This is a genomic window from Mesobacillus harenae (assembly GCF_013343715.1).
Classification (GTDB): domain Bacteria; phylum Bacillota; class Bacilli; order Bacillales; family Cytobacillaceae; genus Mesobacillus_A; species Mesobacillus_A harenae.
In genome coordinates this window covers 59,290-83,392 of record NZ_JABUNR010000025.1, presented here as the reverse complement: position 1 = coordinate 83,392, position 24,103 = coordinate 59,290, and the positions used below count along the sequence as shown (strand labels likewise).

The 24,103-nt window shown below is 42.1% G+C and carries 21 protein-coding genes and 1 pseudogene; 1 reads left to right on the top strand and 21 read right to left on the bottom strand.

Features of this window, described 5'->3' with window-relative positions:
- Positions 1–197: 197 nt before the first annotated feature.
- The 11 genes from HRJ06_RS21905 to HRJ06_RS21855 all read right to left on the bottom strand — a co-directional run bounded on the left by HRJ06_RS21905 (position 198) and on the right by HRJ06_RS21855 (position 11,531).
- Complete coding sequence (locus tag HRJ06_RS21905) at positions 198–455, bottom strand: DUF3243 domain-containing protein (RefSeq protein WP_174735075.1); 258 nt, start codon at positions 453–455, stop codon at positions 198–200.
- Between the two features lie 102 nt (positions 456–557).
- Entirely contained in the window at positions 558–1,280 is a 723-nt protein-coding gene (gene ymfI, locus HRJ06_RS21900) for an elongation factor P 5-aminopentanone reductase (protein WP_174735074.1), read from the bottom strand.
- 130 nt (positions 1,281–1,410) lie between these two features.
- Positions 1,411–2,703, bottom strand: coding sequence for an EF-P 5-aminopentanol modification-associated protein YfmH (yfmH, locus tag HRJ06_RS21895; RefSeq protein WP_174735073.1), 1,293 nt, complete (start codon positions 2,701–2,703; stop codon positions 1,411–1,413).
- Entirely contained in the window at positions 2,703–3,983 is a 1,281-nt protein-coding gene (yfmF, locus tag HRJ06_RS21890; RefSeq protein ID WP_174735072.1) for an EF-P 5-aminopentanol modification-associated protein YfmF, read from the bottom strand. Before yfmF ends, yfmH begins: the two co-directional genes overlap by 1 nt.
- A gap of 259 nt (positions 3,984–4,242) precedes the next feature.
- Complete coding sequence (locus HRJ06_RS21885; protein WP_174735071.1) at positions 4,243–5,328, bottom strand: GGDEF domain-containing protein; 1,086 nt, start codon at positions 5,326–5,328, stop codon at positions 4,243–4,245.
- A gap of 127 nt (positions 5,329–5,455) precedes the next feature.
- The gene (locus HRJ06_RS21880; RefSeq protein ID WP_174735070.1) at positions 5,456–5,668 is read right to left on the bottom strand and encodes a hypothetical protein; all 213 of its coding nucleotides are present in this window, start codon (positions 5,666–5,668) and stop codon (positions 5,456–5,458) included.
- 174 nt (positions 5,669–5,842) lie between these two features.
- Positions 5,843–6,802: an ABC transporter permease subunit gene (locus tag HRJ06_RS21875; protein ID WP_174735069.1), complete on the bottom strand. Its 960-nt coding sequence runs from the start codon at positions 6,800–6,802 to the stop codon at positions 5,843–5,845.
- Positions 6,803–7,852 carry an ABC transporter permease gene (locus tag HRJ06_RS21870; protein WP_174735068.1) on the bottom strand — a complete coding sequence of 350 codons (1,050 nt, stop codon included), beginning with the start codon at positions 7,850–7,852 and terminating at the stop codon, positions 6,803–6,805. It lies immediately after the preceding gene.
- Complete coding sequence (locus HRJ06_RS21865; RefSeq protein WP_174735067.1) at positions 7,845–9,380, bottom strand: ATP-binding cassette domain-containing protein; 1,536 nt, start codon at positions 9,378–9,380, stop codon at positions 7,845–7,847. The genes HRJ06_RS21870 and HRJ06_RS21865 overlap by 8 nt, the downstream gene beginning before the upstream one ends.
- 231 nt (positions 9,381–9,611) lie before the next feature.
- Positions 9,612–10,727, bottom strand: a complete 1,116-nt coding sequence (locus HRJ06_RS21860) for a BMP family lipoprotein (protein WP_174735066.1) — start codon at positions 10,725–10,727, stop codon at positions 9,612–9,614.
- Positions 10,728–10,802: 75 nt separating this feature from the next.
- Positions 10,803–11,531 (bottom strand): GntR family transcriptional regulator, encoded by a 729-nt coding sequence (locus HRJ06_RS21855; RefSeq protein ID WP_174735065.1) that lies wholly within the window; start codon positions 11,529–11,531, stop codon positions 10,803–10,805.
- A 291-nt stretch (positions 11,532–11,822) separates the two neighbouring features.
- On the opposite strand from HRJ06_RS21855, the pseudogene HRJ06_RS21850 reads away from it, so the two are divergent.
- A pseudogene (locus HRJ06_RS21850) lies at positions 11,823–12,035 on the top strand (PhoU domain-containing protein); the annotation flags it as partial.
- Between the two features lie 70 nt (positions 12,036–12,105).
- Here the strand turns inward: HRJ06_RS21850 and HRJ06_RS21845 are convergent.
- The 10 genes from HRJ06_RS21845 to HRJ06_RS21800 form a co-directional block, all read right to left on the bottom strand.
- Entirely contained in the window at positions 12,106–14,436 is a 2,331-nt protein-coding gene (locus tag HRJ06_RS21845) for a DNA translocase FtsK (protein WP_174735064.1), read from the bottom strand.
- Between the two features lie 190 nt (positions 14,437–14,626).
- Positions 14,627–14,839 (bottom strand): YlzJ-like family protein, encoded by a 213-nt coding sequence (locus HRJ06_RS21840; RefSeq protein WP_174735063.1) that lies wholly within the window; start codon positions 14,837–14,839, stop codon positions 14,627–14,629.
- Complete coding sequence (locus HRJ06_RS21835) at positions 14,836–15,648, bottom strand: ClpP family protease (RefSeq protein ID WP_242035327.1); 813 nt, start codon at positions 15,646–15,648, stop codon at positions 14,836–14,838. The genes HRJ06_RS21840 and HRJ06_RS21835 overlap by 4 nt, the downstream gene beginning before the upstream one ends.
- Positions 15,649–16,159: 511 nt before the next feature.
- Positions 16,160–17,806, bottom strand: a complete 1,647-nt coding sequence (locus HRJ06_RS21830) for a ribonuclease J (protein ID WP_174735078.1) — start codon at positions 17,804–17,806, stop codon at positions 16,160–16,162.
- A 344-nt stretch (positions 17,807–18,150) separates the two neighbouring features.
- A complete protein-coding gene (dapA, locus tag HRJ06_RS21825; RefSeq protein WP_174735062.1) occupies positions 18,151–19,020 on the bottom strand; it encodes a 4-hydroxy-tetrahydrodipicolinate synthase in 870 nt (289 codons plus the stop codon).
- A gap of 25 nt (positions 19,021–19,045) precedes the next feature.
- Complete coding sequence (dapG, locus tag HRJ06_RS21820) at positions 19,046–20,287, bottom strand: aspartate kinase (RefSeq protein WP_174735061.1); 1,242 nt, start codon at positions 20,285–20,287, stop codon at positions 19,046–19,048.
- Positions 20,288–20,328: 41 nt separating this feature from the next.
- Complete coding sequence (asd, locus tag HRJ06_RS21815; RefSeq protein WP_174735060.1) at positions 20,329–21,375, bottom strand: aspartate-semialdehyde dehydrogenase; 1,047 nt, start codon at positions 21,373–21,375, stop codon at positions 20,329–20,331.
- A 174-nt stretch (positions 21,376–21,549) separates the two neighbouring features.
- Positions 21,550–22,149: a dipicolinate synthase subunit B gene (dpaB, locus tag HRJ06_RS21810; RefSeq protein WP_174735059.1), complete on the bottom strand. Its 600-nt coding sequence runs from the start codon at positions 22,147–22,149 to the stop codon at positions 21,550–21,552.
- A complete protein-coding gene (gene dpaA, locus HRJ06_RS21805; RefSeq protein WP_174735058.1) occupies positions 22,146–23,048 on the bottom strand; it encodes a dipicolinic acid synthetase subunit A in 903 nt (300 codons plus the stop codon). The genes dpaB and dpaA overlap by 4 nt, the downstream gene beginning before the upstream one ends.
- Positions 23,049–23,576: 528 nt before the next feature.
- Complete coding sequence (locus HRJ06_RS21800; protein ID WP_174735057.1) at positions 23,577–23,855, bottom strand: YlmC/YmxH family sporulation protein; 279 nt, start codon at positions 23,853–23,855, stop codon at positions 23,577–23,579.
- Between the last annotated feature and the right edge of the window lie 248 nt (positions 23,856–24,103).

Below are 24,103 nucleotides of genomic sequence, written 5' to 3'. Positions count from 1 at the left end.
GCAAAGGGAGTTACTTTGTCACAGGGCTTCAACCTTAGGATTTCTCCACCAGCTGCCTGCCAGCTACTGAGCGTCTTGGCACTTACTCAGATTGGACTTCCACCAACTAGCAATTAACGGCTTGCCTGGGCACGCAAAATAAAAAAAGAGAGGAAAATCCCCCTCTTTCTCTGTATACATAGGTGTTCCGATTATTGTTATTGAGTCCCGTCATTTTGGACCAGCTTTACCATCATGCTTGCAATGGCGTGCTGCTCTTCAGGGCTTGCTACAGACCAAAGGTCAGCAAGAACTCGCTCCTGTTCATTCTGAGGGTCAACATTTTTGGCAAGGTAATCCCCAACTTGATAAGCAAGGTCGCTTAATACCTGTGAGCCCATACCTTCCTTTTGAGCACTGTGAAGACGATCTCCCAAATAATCCTTCCATTGTCCCCAGTTATCTAAAACAGACATATTATTTCCCTCCTTTTCAGTATTACATCGTTATTTTGCTTACTGAGAGCTTTTAATATGCATGTTTTTGCGGGTGCAATCCCAAATTTTATAATTCAATTTTTATATGTACCAGCCGCCATTGATGGAAAGCACCTGTCCGGTTATATAGGAAGCTTTTTCTGATAATAAAAAAGATACCCCATCCGCAATGTTTTCCGGTGCACCAAAACGTCCGAGCGGGATGTCAGCTTTAAGTTCAGCTTTTTCTTCAGAGCTAAAGCTTTCGAGCATAACCGTGTCAATCGCACCCGGAGCTATTGCATTGACTCTTATATTGGAAGGAGCAACTTCTTTACTCAATGCTTTCGCAAACGCGATTTGAGCGCCCTTAACTGCAGAATAGGCCACTTCACACGCAGCCCCCGTCTGTCCCCAGATGCTTGACACAAATAAAATACTGCCTTGCTTTTTTTGCACCATTTTCGGCAGGAGCGTTTTTGTTAGCAGCATAGGGGAAGTTATATGGGTTTGCACTAACTTTTCAGCATCATTTTCACTTAAGTCTTCCAGCATTCCATAGATGCTGTAACCTGCGTTATGAATGACAGCATCAATTGAAAAGACATTTTCAGCAATTAATCTGCTTCCTTCACGTGTAGAAAGATCCGCTTGAATCGGGATATAATCCCCTCCAAAAGGATCGAGCTCACTGATTAAAGAGCGAATTCCAGCTGCGTTAGCATTGTAGTGCAAATATAGCGAGTAACCATCTTCAGCTAATTTCAAAGCGATGGCACGCCCAATTCCTCCGCTTGCTCCAGTAATTAAGGCAAATTTCCTCAACCAATTTCTCTCCTCGTATATCGAATTGTGTTCCGCAGAGATTAAACCTTCCGTTTTGTTTATCTCTTCTGAATCCAGGTTCCGATTTTATTTCTAAAAAAACAGGCGCCCTTAAAGCGGCGCCTGGCGATTACGATTGTTTTGGTACAACTTGGCATACTGTAAGACGATCCTCCGAAATGAGCTGTTCCGCTATGTCTCTTACATTCTCAAGTGTTATATTTTCAAGTGTAGGCACGACATCAAATAAATTCATATCGTTAAATGTATAGCGGGTAAATTGATTGGCAATATATTCAGGAGAGTTGACTGCCCGCATAAATGCACCAATCTTCTTTTTCTTAGCCTGCTCCAGCCTCTCCTCGGTAAATGCCTTTCCTTCTTTCCCTTCAAACAGCATTTGTTTCAGCTGATCTGCCAGTTTATCGGGCTCACCTGTATCTCCGCCTAGAACAGCAAAGCCGAATCCCTGCTCAAGAGTGTAATCATAGGAGAAGGTTTCATCAATTAAGCCTTCACCGTATAATTTCGTATAATTATCGGAACTCTTCCCAAATAAAATATCCAGCATAACATTCGTTGAGAGCTCGGTTTTTAACATTTCATTTCCCGAAAGCTGTGTGTTTGGAGCCTTAATGCCCACGAGGCATTTAGATGTTTGTACATTCATCTTCATAACCTGTTTCGTCTCCGCTACACCCGTTGGTTCCTCTTCAAAACGCCGTTCAATATCAGACTTTGCGGCATATTCTTTTTTGGATTGATTATCTCTTACCATTGTCATCATTTGATCCGCATCAACTGGGCCAACAATAAATAAGAGCATATTACTCGGGTGATAGAAGGTATTATAGCACTCGTATAGCATATCCTTGTTAATGGCAGCAATTGAATCAATTGTACCAGCAATGTCTATTTTGACTGGATGATGCTGATACATATTCTGAATAAGCCCAAAATATAAGCGCCAGTCTGGATTATCATCATACATCGTTATTTCCTGGCCAATAATTCCTTTTTCTTTTTCAACTGTTTTCTCAGTAAAATAGGGATCCTGAACGAAATCAATCAAGGTGATCAGGTTCTTATCGACATTAGAAGTACTGGAAAATAAATAAGCAGTTCTCGTGAAGGATGTAAAAGCATTAGCTGATGCACCCTGACGGCTAAATTGCTGGAACACGTCCCCATCTTCTTTTTCAAACAGCTTATGTTCAAGGAAATGAGCGATTCCGTCTGGGACTTTTACAAAGTCTTCCTTGCCTGGCGGGTTAAAATGATTGTCAATCGAACCGTATTTAGTGGTAAATGTTGCATAGGTCTTGTTAAACCCCTTTTTTGGGAGGATATAGACATCAAGCCCATTGTCCATTTTTTCATAAAACAGTTCTTCCTGAAGTTGATCAAAAGAGATTTTTTCCATTATTCACCCGCCTCCAATCCTGTTAAGAAGTACACCGTATCAAGCTCGACTTTTTCAGCTGCTTTTACGATATCTTCTTTCGTCGCCGCTCTCATTCCCTGAAGCCAATCGTCTATGCTAATTTTGTTTTCAGCGACAACATTATGGTATAAAAGCTCAACCATGCCTCTTGCGGTATCAATCGTTTCTAAAATTTGGTTTTCAATAACAGCCTTCGTCTGCTCAATTTCATTATCTGTAAAATCTCCAGCCTTCATTGCTTCCATCTGTTCATTTATAATTTTAACAGCAAGTTCGTAATTTTTAAATTCAATACCAGACATAACCATTAATAACCCTTTATGGCTCTCCAGCCGGCTGGCTGCATAATAGGCGAGACTCGCTTTTTCTCTGACATTGTGAAAGAGTTTAGAGTGGGAAAAACCTCCAAATATCCCGTTAAAAACTTGCAGAGCAGAATAATCAGAATCTCCATATATAGTATTGGTACGATAACCAATATTAAGCTTCCCTTGCTTAATATCCTGCTGTTCTTTGATCTCTTTTGCTCCATCAATTTTTTTCACAGCAGACCTAGTCGTTTGTTTAGGGGTGCGGGGCTGGAAACTGAAAAGACTGCTCGCTATTTTCTGAACTTCCGCTTCTTCCACATCACCAATAACAAACAAATCGAGTTCATCTTCACTAAGTGCTTGCTTATAATACTCAAAAAGGCTTTTTTCCGTAATATTATCGACGGCTTCAATTTCACCATTAATTGGAAGTGCATAAGGTTCGCCCTCACACATTTCTTGTACAAGCCTGAAGTTGGAATATCTCATTTTGTCATCAAATACAGCTTGAATTCTCTGTTTAAGCGTCCGTTTTTCTTTTTCAACCGTATCCTTGTCAAAAGTTCCATTTGCTGCATTTGGCTTTAATATGATATTGGAAAGCAGTTCAAACGCTTTTTCCAATAAAGGTGTATGGTCACTTAAAAACTTTTCATTTGCTATTTCGATTGAAAAACTTATGACTTGATACTCACCCTTTTTTGCCACATCAACAAACAGGGATGCTCCGTATAGATTATCAAGGTAAGAGCGCAATTTAGCAGTCGTAGGATGACTTGCTGAGCTGCTTTGCAGTACATGGGGCAAAAGAGCCCGTTCTGTTACCGCCTCTCTTTCAAGCGGCGCCTTCATTTTCCATACGATTGTATTCGTTTTATATTTTGATGTTTTAACAATATGCAGATTAAATCCCTGCATTTCTTTTACCATCTCTGTAACGACAGCCATGGAAGTCCTCCTTCATGCGATGCTTCTTTTTTAAGCATTGCTATTGGTTTATACCCGACAAAGGTCTGTTTACATTGTTCCTCTTTGCAGGCCAAGATAAACTCAGCTTATTTAATACTATGTATAAATTAATAAGGTTATTTTTTATATTCTCCTTATAAAACAAACCTATTCTGCCAAACGATCATACCTATGACAGGCTTGCTTTTTTGGAAATATGAAAACGCCTGGTTATGGCAGGCGTCCTTCATGATGCTTGTTAAGAGATAACACTTTTTTCTTTTGCTCTATCATTATTTAAAAGAATGCAGCCATTTTCAATATGAGCCCGATTCTTCCCTGCTAACTTTGCTTTATATAAAAGCTCATCAGCACAGCTCAATACTTTGTCAGGCGACGAAGGCTTCAAGCAAACTGCTGTCCCAAAACTCATTGTGACACTAAGATTGTTTTTGGTAAACTTTCTTTCCGAAAGGCTGGTAAATAAATCTTCAAAGAATCCCTTTAATGCTGTTTCGTTCATGTACGGGAGGAGAAAGGCAAATTCTTCACCGCCATAGCGGAACGCTTGTCCTTGATACCTTACAGATAGAACTCTAAAGTCTTCTCCTATGCACCTTAAAACTTCGTCTCCTGTTAGATGGCCGTACCCGTCATTAAAGCTTTTGAAATGGTCGATATCTCCCATAACCAGAATAAACGGGTCAGCATCTGCCGTTAACAGCCTAAGCTGTTCCTGAAAATGCCGGTGATTATACAGTCCGGTCAAATAGTCAGTAATCACTAATTCCTGGATAAGTTCTTTCTGCTTTATATGCTTTCTTTCCCGTATGACAATAAGAGAACCGAACACCCCTACAATCCAAATAAATAACAAGTTAAGAGTAAAAAGAAAAAGAGTATCAAAAGAAACTGGAAGTTCCGTTATCAAAATGACTGAATAGCCAGCCGTTAAAGAGATACAAGAGACTAGTACCCCCTTAGACTTCCAATAAATTGTTGCATGCATAACAATTAGAAAGGCAATAGGAAATAACGTACTGCTTACTCCTCCTGATAAGACAAGGAGCCAGATGAAGGCAATATAATCAAAAACAATGCCAGCTTTTGTAAGGATGCCAAACTGCTTCCCTCCAGGCATTAGCCTGTGCAGAGCAATATGAGCTGCGGACATATAGATGATCCCAATCGCAAGCAAAACTGGAAAAGTATCTAGATTAAATTTGAGCAAGTTCGAAAGAGGAGGGAAATAAAACAGAAAACAGGCTACAGTTAAAAAAACCCAACGTAAATAAGAAAAAATTTTCTCGGTTTCGACATCATCCATATATAAGGAAAGCCGCATCTTAATAACCCTCTTACAATTCTGAAATTTTCAAACAAACTTTACCATTATTGTACCATAAGATCCACATTTTTCTATAAAAAGAAAACCCCTAGCTTCCAAAACTAGGAGTTTTTGTGTTATTTAATCAAGGTGAGAAAACGCCAAGAACCCGGCAAAATTCAGTAATAGACCCCAGTTTACTCGTTTCTGCGACACTAAGGGAAACTGCTAAGAGAATATGCTCCGCAGAAACAAGCTTGCTTGTTTCGAGTCGGTTCCTCTTTTGGGTCATCCAGCTGCTGCGCCTAGCCCTTTGAGTCGCTTCGGTCCTGCTGCTGAAGTCAAAGTACGACTTCACCTTCAGGCCCTCCAGCGCTTGTCAGGGCTGGACAGGCGCATCCGCTTTTGGGTCATCCAGCTCCACCTCCTAGAAACTCGGTAAACTTCTTCTCTTCCCAAGTAGCAAACTGCGCTTCTTTGGTCAGAGATTCCAGTTTACTCGTTTCTAGACAGTCGGTTCCGCTTTTGGGTTTTACCGGCTGCCTTTGATGTATGGTTGGCTGAGTGCTTTTGGTGCTTCTGCACGGCCAATGAAGCCTGTAAGTGCTAAGATAGTCAATACGTAAGGTGCTATCGCTAAATAAACGCTAGGTATATTCTCCAGGAATGGGAGGCTGTTTCCAATAATACTTAAGCTTTGTGCAAAACCAAAGAATATTGCAGCGCCCATTGCACCAAGCGGATGCCATTTTCCAAAAATTAATGCAGCAAGCGCCATAAAGCCTTGTCCACTGATCGTTGCATGTCCGAAGTCAGATGAAATTGCTTGAGCATAGACACCGCCTCCAATACCGGCAAGCCCTCCAGAAATAATGACTCCAATGTAGCGCATTTTAATGACATTAATTCCCATTGTGTCTGCTGCCATTGGATGTTCCCCAACGGAACGAAGACGCAGACCAAACGGTGTTTTGTACATTACAAACCAGGCAAGGATCGCCACTAGAATTGCCAGGTAAGAAGTGTAATACGTATTCTGGAAGAAGATAGGCCCGATTACTGGAATGTCTCCTAATATCGGAATATCTACTTTACTGAATCCTCTTTGTATAATATCTGTTTGCCCTTTTCCGTAAATAAGTTTTACAAGGAAGAGCGCGGCTCCTATTGCAAGCAGGTTAATCGCCACACCGGAAACAACCTGGTCAGCCCTAAACGAAATTGAAGCAACTGCATGTAACACGGATAGAAGAGCCCCAACAGCCATTGCTACCAATAAGGAAACCCACGGTGTTGAAGCACCTAAGGCATCAACAAAAGTTAAGTTAAACACAATCGCTGCAAACGCTCCTATTACCATTAGGCCTTCAAGTCCAATGTTTACGACACCGGAACGCTCTGAGAAGTTACCGCCTAACGCAGTGAAAATAAGCGGAGTCGCCCACAATAGTGTGGAAGGGACAAGAATTAATAAAATATCCATTAAACTCACTTACTTCACCCCCTTTTTGCTGATACGCTCAATAAACCAGCGGATGATATAGCTTGATGCAACGAAGAAAATGATAAGTGCTATGATTATATCAACCAGTTCATTTGGAACACCTGACTCCAACGGCATATTCAAGGCACCAATTTTTAAGCCGCCAAACAATAATGCTGCCAGAACAACACCAATTGCGGTATTGCCTCCAAGAAGGGCAACTGCGATTCCATCAAACCCTACCCCTGTAAATCCGCCTTTTATGGAAGCGAAACCAAACGTTCCAAGCGCTTCCATTGCACCAGCTAAACCTGCAAATGCTCCGGAAATAACCATCGATAGTATGATATTAGTGTTAACATTCATTCCTGCGTAGTGAGAAGCATGCTGATTGTAACCAACGGCACGAAGCTCGAAGCCTCTTGTTGTTTTTTCTAATAAAAACCACATAATAATAGCACAGGCCAATGCAATTAGAATTCCCCAGTGTAAACGAGAGTAGTCTGTGATTGACTCAAAGAATGGTGAGCGAAGAGATGCGGACTCTGCGACATTAGGTGTCCGCTCTTTTCCATCTGTAATCACATTCCGAATAATACTATTTGTAACATGTAAAGCAACATAGTTAAGCATAATGGTAACGATAACTTCATGCACACGGAATTTTGCTTTTAAAAATCCAGGAATGAACCCCCATAGTGCTCCTGCAGCAGCTGCAGCAAGGACTGCCAGCGGCAAATGGATGATCTTTGGCAGTTCCTCAAAGGAAACACCTACCCAGACAGCCGCAAGCCAGCCAACTATTAATTGACCTTCTACCCCGATATTAAAAAGTCCGGTTCTAAATGCAAAAGCTACAGCGAGTCCTGCAAGAATATAGGGAGTAAACTGACGGACAACCTCGCCAATGTAGTATATATCCCCGAAGGCGCCATTCCATAAGGCAGAATAACCTGCAATAGGGTTATATCCACTCACGAGCATGATTATGGTTCCAGCCAGAACACCAAGGAAAACAGCAATGACTGGAATTAATATATTTGTAAAGCGACTAGACATTAGCTTTCTCCTCCGCTTCCTTACGGCCTGATCCCGCCATCAATAAGCCGAGCTGTTGCTCAGTTGTTTGCTTTGGATCCACAACCGCTACAATTTCACCTTCATAAATAACCGCGATTCGATCACTAACATTCATGATTTCATCTAATTCAAAGGATATTAGCAATACTCCTTTGCCGTTGTCCCTCTGCTCAATTAGGCGTTTATGAATGAATTCAATTGCTCCGACATCAAGCCCGCGTGTTGGCTGAGCGGCAATCAGTATATCTGGATCCCGATCGACTTCACGGGCAATAATTGCTTTTTGCTGGTTTCCGCCTGAAAGCGAGCGGGCAAGTGTATATTCACTTGGCGTACGAACGTCGAATTCTTTAATTAACGTTCTTGCTTTGTTATAAATATTCTTAAAGTTTAAAATGCCATTTTTAGAAAACGGCCTTTCATTATACGTTTGTAGGACCATATTTTCGCCAATTGGAAAATCAAGGACAAGTCCATGCTTATGGCGATCCTGTGGGATGTGCGCTAATCCCGAATTGGTAATTTTACGCGGTGAAAGATTCTGAATTTCTTTTCCGTTCAGTTTTACGGTACCTGCGCTTGTTTTTCTTAATCCGGTTATGGCCTCTATTAATTCAGACTGGCCGTTGCCGTCTACTCCTGCTATTCCAACAATCTCACCGGCCCTGACATCAAGGTCAAGTCCACGGACTGCTTCAACGCCTCGTGAGTCCTTTACCTTAAGGCCGCTTATTTGCAGAACCTCCTGTTTTGGCGAAGCCTCAGTTTTCTCTGTACTAAAGACTACCTCACGGCCAACCATCAAGCTTGCCAATTCGTTGGGATTTGTTTCACTTACACTGACTGTGCCAATCCCTTTACCTTTTCGGATGACTGTAACACGGTCACAAACCTCCATTATTTCTTTGAGCTTGTGAGTGATTAAAATAATTGATTTGCCCTCTTTTATAAGCGTTTTCATAATTTGAATAAGTTCTTTTATTTCCTGTGGTGTAAGTACTGCAGTTGGCTCGTCAAAAATCAGAATTTCAGCGCCTCTGTATAATGTTTTTAAGATTTCCACTCTTTGCTGCATTCCTACTGATATATCAGAAATCTTTGCAGAAGGATCCACCTTTAGGCCATACCGTTCTGAGATTTCACGAACATCTTTTTCAGCTGTTTTTATATCAATAACTCCAGATTTAGTGGTTTCTTTGCCGAGTATGATATTTTCTGTAACTGTAAAGGTATCAACGAGCATAAAGTGCTGGTGAACCATCCCGATTCCAAGGTCATTCGCGATGTTTGGATCGGTTATTTTTACAGGTTTGCCTTTAACCTTAATCTCTCCTTGTTCTGGTTGGTATAAGCCGAACAGGACATTCATTAACGTGGACTTTCCTGCTCCATTTTCACCAAGCAGCGCATGAATTTCTCCCTTTTCAAGCTGGAGGGTGATATTATCATTGGCTACGATTCCGGGAAACTCTTTGCGGATATTGAGCATTTCAATTACATATTCCACTGATTTCACTCCCTGTTATAGGTAAATAATAGTAGTAGTTAGAGGTCAGACCTCTATTGCTAATAAAAAACGGGTTTTACCCCGAATAAAACCGTAAGTGAAAACCAGAATAGACTTCTGCTCTTCAATTAAAGTTTTAGGTTTTATCTAACATTCTCTCTTTATTCGTAAAATAAAGGAATAAGGGGCGATGTAATGCTACCCCGTATTCCTTTCTGTATTAGTGAAAGTTTATTGTGCAGAGAAAGTTTTAAGTTCAGCGTATGAACCAGGAACTGTAATTTCTCCGTTTTTGATTTTTTCTTTATATTCTTCAACTTTAGCTTCAATTTCAGCTTTGTTTTCAAGCTCTTCATTGATTGGAGCAAGACCAACACCGTCTTCAGTTAAGCCGTATGTTGTCACTTCTCCGCCAGGGAAGTTTCCGTCAGCTGCTTGTAAGCTAAGATCCTTAACAGCATTGTCAACACGCTTTAGGGCAGAAGTTATGATAACATTGTGATCTGTTCCGTCGATTGTTACAACTCCTTCAGCTGTCTGGTCAGAGTCAACTCCGATAGCCCAGACTTTTCTTTCAGGGTCTTTCTTCTTAAGGTCACGTGCTTCAGTGAACAATCCGTTACCAGTACCACCAGCAGCGTGGAAAATTACGTCAACACCTGAAGAGTACATTTTAGAAGCGATTGCTTTACCAGCTTCTGCTTTATCAAAAGCTTCAGCATATTGAATTTGCACATCAGCGTCAGGGTTTACAGATTCAACACCTGCACGGAAGCCTGCTTCAAAGCGTTCGATAACCGGAATTGCCATACCGCCAAGGAAACCAATCTTATTAGTTTCAGTTGCCAGCCCTGCAGTAACACCTGCTAAGAATGCAGCTTCCTGCTCCTTAAACATGATGCTTGCAACATTGTCTTGTTCAACAACTGCATCCACGATTGCGAAGTTTTGATCTGTTTGCTGGCCTGCAATTTCACCAATTGCTGGCTCCATTAGATATCCAATACCGAAAATCAGGTCAAAGTCCTGACGAGTTAATGTATTCAGGTTTGTAGCGTAGTCAGCGTCAGACTGGGACTGCATGTAGTCAAATCCATCTTTCCCTTTTGAAAGGCCTTTTTCCTCACCATATGCTTTAAGCCCTTCCCAAGCAGACTGGTTAAATGACTTGTCATCCACTCCACCGACATCTGTTACCATTGCAACAGTAAATGCATCTTCTTTGTTACCGCCTTCGCCAGCTGTTCCACCTTGTTCTTCTTCGTTACCTCCACCGCCACAAGCACCTAGAATCGTTCCGGCAGCTAGAACTAGTGACATAGCCAAACCAAATTTACGCTTTTTCAAGGTTGGTACCCCCTAAAGAATGTTGTGATTTAGCAGAAAAGTTAAATACGGGCAAGTTTGCGTTTACATTTCCATTTATAAAACTCTTTTTCGGAGCACATGGAAACTAAACTTATCCGCTTTAAAATAGTTTACCGAATAAAGAATTTGTTCATCCGTTTCATCAAAATGCTGCTGTTTTAAAACAAGCAAGGCAGTTTCTGGGTCACATTCAAGAATGGGAGAAATTTTTTCGTGGTAGCCAATAGGCTCAATTTCTGCCATAGCATATGAAATTCTCCGGTTAGACTTCACTTCCAGCATATGAAAAATAGATTCTTCTTCATATGAAAAAGGTCCCGGCAAGATTTTCGCAGGAATTTTGTCGATACAGTAAACGACAGGCTCCCCATTTGCTGTGCGAACTCTTTCAATCACGATTATTTCATCATCCGGTGAACATGAAAATCGGTGAATGTCCTCTTCAGTCGGCCCAGTGGTCGATGAATTCAAGAATATGGTTCCAGGTTTCATCCCTGCCTGTTCAATCATATTCGTCACACTGTTAATCTGCTCGATCCCTGAAGTAAACAGAGGTTTAGCATTAACGAATGTGCCCACTCCGTGACGGCGGATAATCACGTTTTCTTCTTCAAGAATACGCAATGCCTCTCGGAGGGTTGCCCTGCTTACTCCTAGCTGCTTAGCAAGATCAAATTCAGAAGGTAACTTTTCTTTTTCCATATAGTTCCCTTGCTGAATGTCTTGCTTCAAGTGATCGATAACTTGTAAATACAGGTGTCGGTTATCTGATTTGATGGACATGGGGTCTCCTCCAACCTTTAACTCAAGACATCAGACCTCTGATGTATATCATTCCTACTAATCGAAAATACTATAACACTTTTCCACATATAAATAAATAGCCATTGATCATTTTGTCGAAAAAAGCTGAAAAGCACAAATACGTCAAATTTACTATCTTTTCTTTGACATTTACTTTGGTATAATAGTTTGCCTTTAAATTAGTAAATCTTAATAAAGAAACCTTCCCCTGCTTCTTTAGTCGACTTCTGCAAGTCTTCTTCGACGTTTACAGCCTTAGCTTTTAATTTAAGTAATAAAGACCTAGCAAGACTTGTTATTGAAAAAGAAGACCAGATTGATAATATGGAACGCCAGTTGCGTAAACAGCATATAATCCGCCTGACAGAGGGTGCATGTTCCGGTCAAGCGGGAATCGTTTACATTGACATTATCAGCAACCTAGAGAGGGTTGGAGACCACGCTGTAAATATTGCCGAGGCAGTATTGGGCGAGGAAGCTTAAAAATTAGGAAAGGGGATGAACCACAGTGTTCATCCCCTTTGTTTATATAACGAGTCGGCTCTGAGTTAATCTAAGAGCTGGCTTCTTCTGTCTTCGCGACTAGTACGGCACGCGGTTTACTGCCCTCATAAGGACCGACGATCCCGCGGGCTTCCATTTCATCGATCAGCCGAGCTGCTCTTGTATAGCCGATCCGAAATCTTCTCTGCAACATCGATACTGAAGCAGTTTGCATTTCAATAATCATTTGAACAGCATCATCATATAAATCATCTTCGACTTCCCCTGTTTTTTCAGGGATATCGTCAGGAATCATTTCCTCCTGATATTGCGCCTTTTGCTGGCCAATAACAAAGTCCACGATATCTTCTACCTCTTCATCGGATAAAAAAGCTCCCTGAACACGAACGGGCTTGGAAGCACCAACCGGCAAAAACAGCATATCTCCCCTGCCTAGGAGCTTTTCAGCACCTCCCATATCAAGAATAGTTCTTGAATCTATTTGTGAAGAAACGGCAAAAGCAATTCTTGATGGAATATTTGCTTTGATTACCCCTGTTATAACATCCACTGAAGGACGCTGTGTCGCGATAATTAAATGAATTCCTGCAGCCCTAGCCATCTGGGCCAATCTCGTGATTGCATCTTCAACATCGGATGATGCAACCATCATCAAATCAGCAAGCTCATCGACAATAACAACAATGTAAGGAAGCAGCGGCTGGTTTACCTCTTCTTCTGCATTGTAGCGTTTTATATAATCATTATAGCCTTCAATATTTCTAGTGCCTGTATGAGAGAAAAGCTCATAACGCCGCTCCATCTCACTTACGACCTTTTTTAATGCCTGGGAGGCTTTTTTAGGATCGGTAACAACAGGGGCCAGCAAGTGTGGCACACCGTTATAAACGTTTAATTCAACCATTTTTGGATCAATCATCATAAGCTTTACTTCATGAGGCTTCGCTCTCATTAAAATGGATGTAATAATGCCGTTGATACAGACACTTTTACCGCTGCCAGTAGCACCTGCAACTAAAAGGTGGGGCATTTTATTTAATTCAGCAAGCACAGCTTCCCCAGTAATATCTCTGCCAAGACCAATTAACAGCTTTGAAGCAGGTCTATTATTATGCTTGTCCTCCAGTACTTCTCTAAGAGAAACCATTGCAACCTCAGAATTAGGAACCTCTATGCCAATAGCAGACTTCCCTGGAATTGGCGCTTCTATTCTGATATCTTTGGCGGCCAGTGCTAAGGCCAGGTCATCGCTCAGGCTGACGATCCTGCTCACTTTCACTCCCACATCTGGATGGACCTCATACTTTGTAACCGCAGGACCAAGATGCACCTGGGTTACTCTCGCTTTCACTCCAAAGCTGTGAAAGGTTCTTTCCAGTTTTGCTGCGTTGTTATGTATTAACTCATACTCTCCGCTCTGGTCCGTCTGGGTCGGCAGTTTAAGAATACTAACAGGCGGCAGCTCGTAGGAAACGTTTTCCACTTCTGTAAACGTAATCGGAGGAACCACTTCATCCTCTGTTTCCGAACTTTCTGCTGTCTTGACCGGTTTTTTCACTTCCGCTGCAGAAGGCTGCTGTGGATAGGCTCGTTCGGCAAAACTTGAAATGATAGGCTCAGTATACGGTTCCGGTTCAGAAACTTCTTCTGCATTCACTGCCTGTTCCTGCTTTTTATCAGGCTTGGACTTCTTTTCCTCTTCGCGATGTGCTTTTCTTTCAGCTTTACGCTTCTTTCTATCATCACGCCAACTGCCGACATCTTCCATAAAAGCTAGCCACTGTTCTTTAATAAAATTCCCGGCACTTTGAAGAAGATTCCCTGTCGTTTCGCCAAACGTTCTTCCAGTAATTAAAATAAAGCCGATCAACACAAAAACGGCTGCAATGATTTTCGAACCTGCTTCATCAAAAAGAAAATAAAAAAGGGCAAACAAAATGGCACCGATCATCCCTCCGCCTAGTTCTCTCGTCGAGGCAGTCCCTCTTACTTCCATCATGTAAAGTTCAAATGTGTTTTTTATGACACTGGGATTCTGAAATCTATCTCCTTCTGATAATAGTTCCATTAACGGTATGTGGCTCAATAATAGAAAACTGCCAATTATAAAATATGTACCAATAAGTTTTGTATGAAAGAGATTCGGAAGTGTTCGTTTCCACATAATATACCCTGAGAATACCACAAGCCCCATCAGGCTAATCATATACCATTCTCCCATAAAAAAGCGGAAAAACAACACGGTGGCTCTTCCCATTGCCCCCAAGTTAGCCATAGCAATAGCAGCAAGAGCAATCAATATAAGGCCAATCAGCTCAAATTGAATGGTTTGTTTGATGGTGTTTTCTTTTTTCCGGGATCGTCGCTTCTTTTTCGCCATTTTTATCACCTTATATCATAGTCTGCATTCACATCATAGCCAAAAACCCGCTATTTTTTTCAGGAAGAAAGAAAGCAGCCAATTGCGGCTGCTGATGTGTTTGCCTCTTATTATAACATAGCAAATGGACAAGGGTAGACTACCCTTTTTAATAACTAAAATTTAATATAGGGACCTTGAACTGTTATTTTTAAACTAACGGCAGCTTCGTGCCAGGTGTGCATCCAGCCTCTAAGAAATGGCTCGGGTCGGTGCTCATTACCCTGACCACACGATAATTATGATCCTCTGTCCGCTCAGCTAATACAGGAATACCATTATACGAAACCATTAACTGCTGACTATATTCCTGAGGATCCGTTTGATAAACTAACTCTTGAGGCATAGCCGTGTATAATATCATTGGATGATCCCTTCGTTCTTATCTTTATTTAATTCAATTAATTCATTAAGCTTTTTCAGCGCCTGCCCTACGCCCCCCACTTCATCAATTAACCCAAAGTCAGAAGCCTCGGACCCGACCACATTTGTTCCGATATCCCTGGTTAAGTTTCCCTTAGCAAACATCAATTCTTTAAAGTCTTCTTCAGATATATTAGAATTCCTTGTAACAAAATTGATTACCCTGTCCTGCATTTTATCTAGGTATTCAAATGTTTGCGGAACCCCGATCACTAAGCCTGTTAGACGGACCGGATGGATCGTCATGGTTGCTGTTTCAGCAATGAAAGAGTAATCACATGCAACTGCTATCGGAACACCAATCGAGTGGCCTCCGCCCAATACAAGACTAACAGTAGGTTTTGATAGGGAGGCAAGCATTTCTGAAATGGCAAGACCAGCCTCTACATCTCCCCCAACCGTATTTAAAATCACAAGAAGGCCCTCTATATTTTGATTTTGTTCGATCGCAACAATTTGTGGGATTAAATGCTCGTATTTAGTTGTTTTATTTTGTGGAGGAAGCTGCAAGTGCCCTTCAATCTGGCCCACAATCGTTAAGCAGTGAATTTTAGAATCCTGCGAGAGCTGTGGGACATTCGTTTGACCAAGCTGTTGAATCTTTTCTAGCAGTCCTGATTTCTCATCTTTGTGTCCCTCTTGCCCCCCAGGATTGCCCGGAGCATTGTTTCCCTGTTGAAAAGAGGGATTTTCACCATAATGCTGGCCTCGCTGGTTACCGGAAGCATAATTATTATTATTCATATTCATCCATTATTTTCTCCCTTCAGGCATGATATAAGTTAGTATGAGCTATGATTTTTTTTTCATGCGAAGGAAGAGATATACATACTTAAAAACCATATTAGATAGCTCTAGGGCTAGGCGCTGACAGTAATTTTAACCGTTGTTAACTTAATGCAGGGGAAGCAGGTTCTACGCAGTAGCTGGATACAAAAAGAAAAAGGCGCTGGAATCAGCGCCTTCTTTTGTTTACTAATTATAAACCATCTTTCGTTAAAGAAAGAATTGTCATACATGCCCTGCTGCGCCTAACCCCTTGAGTCGCTTCGGTCCTGCCGATGAAGTCAAAGAACAACTTCACCTTCAGGCCCTCCAGCGCTTGTCGGGGTTAACCAAGGCGCCTCCGCTTTAGGTTCTTCCAGCTGCTGCGCCTAACCCCTCGAGTCGCTTCGGTCCTGCCGATGAAGTCAAAGAACAACTTCACCTTCAGGCCCTCCAGCGCTTGTCGGGGTTAACCAAGGCGCCTCCGCTTTAGGTTTTAAACTTCCATGATTATTGGCATGATCATTGGGCGGCGCTTTGTTTTACTGTATAAGTGCTGATACAATGCGTCACGCATTTCCTGCTTGATTGTGCCCCAATCTCTTGAAATATTTTTTTCAACAATCCCTTTAACAAGGGCTGCGGAATCTTCCATAAGTTTTTCAGACTCACGGACATACACAAATCCTCTCGAAATAATCTCAGGACCTGCCTCGATTCGCCGTTCTTTTCGATTAAGCGTTACAACGACAATCAATATTCCATCCTGCGACAGAAGTCGTCGATCTCTTAGAACAATATTTCCGACATCGCCGATTCCGATCCCATCAATTAAAGTATTCCCGGCAGCAACCTTTTCAACACTTATAAGCTTTCCGCCTGTTAGTTCAACGACATCACCTTTGGCAGGAATGTAAATTTGACCTTCTGATAGCCCACATTCTTTTGCTACATTGGCATGGGCTCTTAGCATTCCATATTCCCCATGGACAGGGACAAAGAATTTTGGCCTCATTAAGTTAATCATAAATTTAAGCTCTTCTTGGCTTCCATGGCTTGACCCTTGGCCTGTCCGCTTTCCGGACACAACACTGGCACCTGCCCTTAGCAGCATATCAACTGTTTTAGAAATAAACAACTCACTGCCGAGTATAGGAGATGCAGCAATTAGAACTGTATCTCCCTGCTGGATATTCACCTGGGAATGAGTTTTCTTAGCCATTTTCTGCAATGCCTCGATCGGTTCACCTTGACTTCCAGTTGTTAAAATGACCAACTCATTGTCATTGTATTTTGAAATATCCTCAATCGGGATGATAATATCTTTATCTACCTGAACATACTCAAGACGAAGAACGATATCAAAAACCCTCTGCAGACTCTTTCCTACAACAGCTACCTTCCTGCGGTTTTCCAACGCGCTGTCAAAGATATGCTGAATACGATTTATATCTGAAGCAAAGCAAGCGGCTATAATCCTGCCAGGAGCACTATAAAAATGATCTGACAATTCTCTTGCTACGATAGCTTCAGAAACCGTGTAACCTGGTCTCTCTGCCTCTGAGCTGTCAGACAGCAAGCAAAGGACTCCCTCTTCACCAATTTGCGCCATTTTACCAATTTCGGAACGGTACAACTCACCCGCTGTTTGGTCAAATTTGAAATCTCCTGTATGGACAACAGCTCCTTCAGAAGTGTGAATGCACACTCCTACTGACCCTGGGATGCTATGATTTGTTTTAAAAAATGTCACTTCTGCTGTTTCAAATTCAAGCCGGGTCGATGATTCGATTTCGCGTAAATCGGCTTTACCCTGAAACTCTTGTTCACTTAGTTTTGCTTTTGTAAGTTCAATCGTCAGCCTTGTCCCATAAACCGGCACATTCACTTTATTTAAAACATAGGATAAGGCACCAATATGGTCTTCATGACCATGAGTTAAAAAAATCGCCTTAACTCTATCCTTATTAGCGATTAAGTAGGAAATGTCAGGAATAACAATATCTATACCGAGCATGCCGTCTTCAGGAAACATGAGGCCTGCATCCACGATAAAAATATCGTCGTCCACCTCAGTAAGATACATATTTTTTCCCATTTCCCCTACGCCACCGAGAGCAATTACTTTGATGTTTTGGTTCATACTTTTCAAAACTTCTTCCTCCTATGCAAAATTGGGCCGTCCATGACCAGTTATAATCATTATACTTGATGGAGGAAAATCTTCACAACTTTTATTATAGCTGCTGATTTAAATGACTCATGTCTAAGTATCATAAGTTTTTAAAGAAAAGCCATTCCCTTGGGGATTTCCCTAATATATAAGAGCAGACCAGGACACATGCTCTGTAAAAAAAGTTTTTACTCTCTGATAAGATTTTTCACCTTTTCGTATAGATACTTTTGCCCGCATTTTTTAAACTTTAGAATCTAATATAAAAACACCTGCAAAAAAAGCCAGTCAGATGACTGGCTTTTACCGGATAATTATATTCCTAATACATTTTTAAGTGTGTTTCTCTCCTGCTCTGTCAATGGGACAAGCGGCAGGCGGACTGAGCCCACTCCGAAGCCTTTTAGCTGGAGTGCTGTTTTTACTGGTACAGGGCTTGGTGCCGCGAACAGCCCTTCCATTTTAGGAAGCAGGTTTTGATGAAGCTTAGCTGCCTGCTGTCTGTCTCCATCTAAAAACGCTCCAACCATTTCCTGCATTTCTTTCCCGAACACATGTGAGGCGACCGAAACAACTCCAGCTCCTCCAATGCTCAATACAGGAAGGGTCAAGCTGTCATCGCCACTATATAAAACGAAATCGTCGGGTGTGCTGGCGATAATTTTCGTCATCGCATTTAAGTCACCGCTCGCTTCTTTAGCAGCAACAATATTTGTAATTTCTGAAAGACGGATAATTGTGTCAGGATGAATATTCACCGCTGAACGTCCCGGAATATTGTAAACCATTACTGGCAGGGTTGTACTCTGTGCAATAGCTTTGAAATGCTGGTACAGCCCCTCCTGGTTCGGCTTGTTGTAGTACGGGGCTACAATCATAATGGCATCTACGCCGATTTGCTCTGCTTTTTTTGTCAGCTCGATCGAGGCATATGTGTCATTTCCGCCAGTTCCTGCTATAACAGGAATCCGCTTATCTGCTGCTTTGACAACATGCTGGAATAATGCTAGCTTCTCTTCTTTTGAAAGAGTCGGTGATTCCCCGGTTGTTCCTGCAACTACTAGAGAATCTGTACCATTATCGATTAAATGGTTAACGAGCTGTGTTGTTTTAGCAAAGTCTATATGCCCCTTATTATCAAAAGGGGTTACCATTGCTGTCGAGATCCGGCCGAACTGAACCATCTACCCCACTCCTTTTCAAATCTTTTCAGTCATTACGTTCATATTCTAGATGTTCCTTATCAAGGCGGAAAGTATCATGCAAGGCATTTACCGCTTTGACGAGATCGTCTTGCTTTAAGAGTACCCAAATTGTTGTATGGCTGTCAGCGGATTGCAGAATTCGTATCTCTTTTTCAGAAAGAGCTGTTACAATTCTTGAAGTAACACCTGGGACACCTGCCATTCCAGCTCCCACCACCGAGACTTTTGCACAACCTCTCTCAATTTCGGGTTCATGATTCAAGCTGGCCAATACTTCGAGTGCACGGTCTGTCATATCTTCAGAAACTGTATATACGACTCCATTAGGAGATATATTGATAAAATCGACACTGATGCTTTCGTTTGCCATCGCCTGAAAAACCTCTGATTGCAAATTATACTGGCCCTTTTTTGCATAAACTTTTATTTGGGTTATATTCGTCACATGAGCAATCCCCGTTACTGGCCTTTCTCTAAGGTCACTTCCCCGGTTTTCCTTGTTAAAGGAGGTTACAAGTGTACCAAGTGACTCTGAATAGGTCGAACGGATTCTGATTGGGACTTTTGCCTGCATCGCAATTTCAACAGCCCTTGGATGAATGACCTTAGCACCCTGATAAGCCATATTGCAAACTTCTGTATAGGTAACCTGTGCAAGAGGCCTTGCATTTTCGGCAATTCGTGGATCAGCTGTCATAATGCCTTCCACATCTGTAAAAATATCAATCCAGTCAGCATTTAAGGCAGCACCAAGAGCAGCGGCAGATGTATCACTGCCTCCCCTGCCAATTGTCGTTACATCACCATTAGGAGCTGATCCCTGAAAACCTGCAACCACGATAGCGTCATGGTGCTCCAGTTCTCTTACCAGTCTTTCACACTTCATCTCGATAATTTTAGCATTCGAATGCTCTTGATTCGTTCTGAAGCCTGCCTGGGCTCCTGTCAAGGCTGCAGCTTTTACGCCGTGTTCCAGCAGCATGTTCGAAAAAGCTACACTTGAGATCACTTCTCCGCATGACATCATTAAGTCTTGCTCCCGTTTGGTTAGCTTATTCGCATTTCCGCCAACTAGCGAAAGCAGGGTATCCGTTGAATAAGGATCACCAAGACGCCCCATTGCAGACACAACGACAATCACTTTATAGCCTTCTGAGATCGCTTTTTGAACATGGTTTCTGGCATGTTCCCTGCCTGTTTCATCTCTGACAGAAGTGCCGCCAAATTTTTGAATGGTTATTTTCATCATAACACCCCAAAATGTTATACCTTTGCTTTCAGGCCAAACTACTTGATCACGCCAAGTCTAACTAGACTTTCTGCAATTTGAACAGAGTTCCAGGCTGCCCCTTTTAACAGGTTGTCTGAAACAACCCACATATGGAAACCTGAATCTTCATTCAGATCTTTACGGATTCTGCCGACAAATACTTCATTTTTGCCAACACTGTAAGCTGGCATCGGGTAGATTTGCTCTTCTGGCACATCTTCCAGGACAACACCTGGTGCATCCTTCAGAAGCTCTTTCACATCCGCTGCAGACACTCCGCTTTGCTCTAATTCAAGGTAGACGGATTCTGAATGACCTGTTCCAATTGGAAGCCTGACACATGTAGCCGCAACCTGCAGCTCAGGCATATGCATTATTTTTTTCGTTTCATTAATCATTTTCATTTCTTCAAAGGTGAAACCATTATCTTCAAACTTGTCAATCTGCGGAATCGCATTGAAGGCAATTTGATAGTGTTTCTCCCCTGATCCAACTGGCAACAGTTTTGGTTCAAATTCTTCATCATTTAGAATGGCTTTGGCTTGTGCCTTCATTTCGTCAACGGCCGCGGCTCCTGCACCAGAAACTGCTTGGTATGTTGAAACGATAACCTTCTTCAAACCATATTTTTTACGTAAAGGCTCCAGAGCCACAACCATCTGAATGGTTGAGCAGTTTGGATTGGCAATAATTCCATTATGACCTCGCAAATCTTCTTCATTTACCTCAGGTACAACGAGGGGAACGTTTTCATCCATCCGAAAGGCACTTGTGTTATCGACAACAATCGCGCCGCGTTTTACAGCTTCTGGAGCAAGCTCTTTTGAGATACTGCCTCCAGCACTGAATAAAGCGATTTGTACGCCTTCAAAACTTTCAGGCTTAGCTTCCTGAATCGTCACGTCTTCGTCTCTAAAACGCACAACCTTACCGGCTGAGCGTGCAGATGATAGAAGTGTTATTTTTGATATTGGAAAATTACGTTTTTCTAGGGTTTGAATCATTTGTTGACCAACAGCACCTGTAGCGCCTACGACTGCTACGTGGAATCCTTTTACTGACATGTGGTGTTTCCCCTTCCAAATAAAAAATTTCTTTTTCCGGCATTTCGCAAAACAACTAAATTATAAGTAAGTGACGGCGGTAACAACCGCCATCGGTATAATAAAATCTATTTTAACATAATCATTCTTTATTGTAATAAACAATTTGCTCCAACCGGAAAAACTAAAGGGGGTTTATTCGCTATCTTTATACTTTTCTATTAGAACAGGCTGAAGCTGTTCACCCCTCATGGCCGCTTCAACCGTCTTGTCGAGCAGCGTCATTCTTGCCACCATGGAGTTTGGTTTTTTTACAGGGTCATCCTGCCCAAATGGAATAAAAAATATGTTCTTCGTGGACATGAGCCTCATTAAATTTGTCCCGTTCAGACCTAGTGCATCATTCGTCGAAATTCCAAGGACAACTGGCTTTAAATTCCTCAAGGTTGCCTTCGCTGCCATTAGTACTGGACTATCATTCAAAGCATTGGCAAATTTGCTCATTGAACCACCTGTAAGCGGAGCGATAACCATGCAATCCAAAGGAATTTTAGGACCTAATGGCTCTGCTTTAACAATTGAATCGATCACCTTATTTCCTGTTAACTCCTCAATCCGTTCTATCCAGTCTTCCCCTTTCCCAAACCTTGTCTCTGTATTTTTTACAGTGAAAGTAACAATCGGCAGTACTTCTGCTCCTGCATTAACAAGCTTCTCTATCTCAGGAAAGACTGCATCGTATGTGCAATGAGATCCAGTCAATCCAAAGCCAATTCTTTTCCCTTTTAATGTCATGTTCCTTTCTCCTCCCTCTTTGTACTATCCTCCATCAGCAGTTGGGCCAGTACGTTTGCAAGTATTTGCCCTGCCGTTTTCGGAGCTACTATTCCAGGGAGTCCCGGTGCAAGCAGCGCCTTTATACCCCTTTTTTCTGCATAGCGAAAATCTGTTCCTCCAGGCTTTGAAGCGAGGTCAATAATTAGCGTGTGTGTTGGCATTTTTGAAATGACTGAAGACTTTACAATATGCTTCGGTATTGTATTAATACAGATGTCCGTATTGATAACCTCATTCTCAATATCCTTAAGATGAAATGGAGTTAAGCCCATTTCCGTAATTCTTGCCAGATGTTCGGTTTTTCGGGCCCCGACTTTAACCTTCGCACCCAGTGCGTGAAAGGTTCTCGCCACGCTCATTCCTACGCGCCCAAGTCCCAGCACACAGACATTTGAGCCATGAATGGTAAAATCCGTATGTTGGATGGCCATCATAATCGTTCCCTCTACCGTAGGGATTGAATTGAATATGGCTACATCATCTCTTTCAAACAGCTGAACAAGGTCACGGTTGGCTTGTTTGATAATCCCAGTCAAATACGTGTTTGTAATTCCAGAATATACTTTACAATGCTCAGGGGTACTTAGAAGCATATCTTTCGTTAATATAACCTTTTCGTTTGAAAAGATCGTTTCCACCTGCCCCTCGAGATTGGTCCCCGGAACAGGAAGAATTATGGCATCAATCACAGAAAAATCTACTTCATCCACTTTTTCTTTTGAAGCTCCTGTAAATGCATGATCAAGCTGCTCGAAACCAACTAACGAGAGCTTAGCATCCAGTTCGGTCAGCTTCCGTATTATCTCCAGCTGTCTTGCATCACCGCCCATGACAGCGATTTGCATTCCTGTCAGCATGAGAACAATCACCTTCTTTTTAGTAATCCATAGCAGGAAATGTTATGACAACTACTCAACATCATATGTAGGGGGTGTAAAATCGGTGAGTTTTTCAATGGGCAAAAGCGGAAGTTTCCTGAAGGTTGGGCTTTGTCCCAAGTCGGGACATATTAGGTTTTCTAGTGAAAAATGGGGGTTTTAAAGAGGTTAATGTGGTGGTTTTGAAAGAACAAAAGCGCAAGCGCCCGTTAAGCGCACGACAGGACTGGCGAACACCGACTGAGATAAAGGAAACACGAAGAGCCTAAGCGATTCGTTGTTGACTTATTGTAGAAAGGTGGGCGAAGTACACGAGTCGCTGGGCGCTGGAGCTGGATGAAACAAAAGCGCAAGCGCCTTGAACAGCCCCGACAAGCGGTGAAGGGCCAGAAGGTGAAGTCGTTCTTTGACTTCATCAGCTGGTACCGAAGCGACCTCGAGGGGCTAGGCGCTGGAGTTGGATAAAAATGTTCATCTATATAAATTCTAAAATAAAAAAAGCGCCCATTAATCGGGCGATTCAGATTTATCCTTTGGGCGCTCTCCAAACTCCTCTGGAACATCGATGATAATCATATCCGCTCCAATTTTTTTCACATGCTGCCAGGGTACACGGATGTCGCCGCCTTGCTTCCTTAGCCCAAACCACTTCACGCCTGGGATGACAAGTGCCTCCACCTTGCCTGTCTGCTCATCAATTTCCAAGTCGGTTTGGCCTAGAACGCCAAGCCTCTCCGCTCTTTTTGCATCTACAATTTCCTTTCCGCCCAATTCGCTTAGTTTCATCCCTATATCCCCGCTTTCGTTTGTCCTTATTATAAGTGTATCGGTCTTTTGCCTTTTTAGAAGCGTTAAAATGGAGAAATATGATTGGGTAAAGCGATCATCTTACTTCAAGTCATTGTTTACGTTCAAAATTAAACGTATTTGATGGATTTTAGCTAAGTTTTGTCTAAGAGCCTTGCCTCAATGAAAAAATGGGAGTCTTTCATGGTTTCTAGCCGGTTGATTGCTGTTTTTGAAATATATTCCAT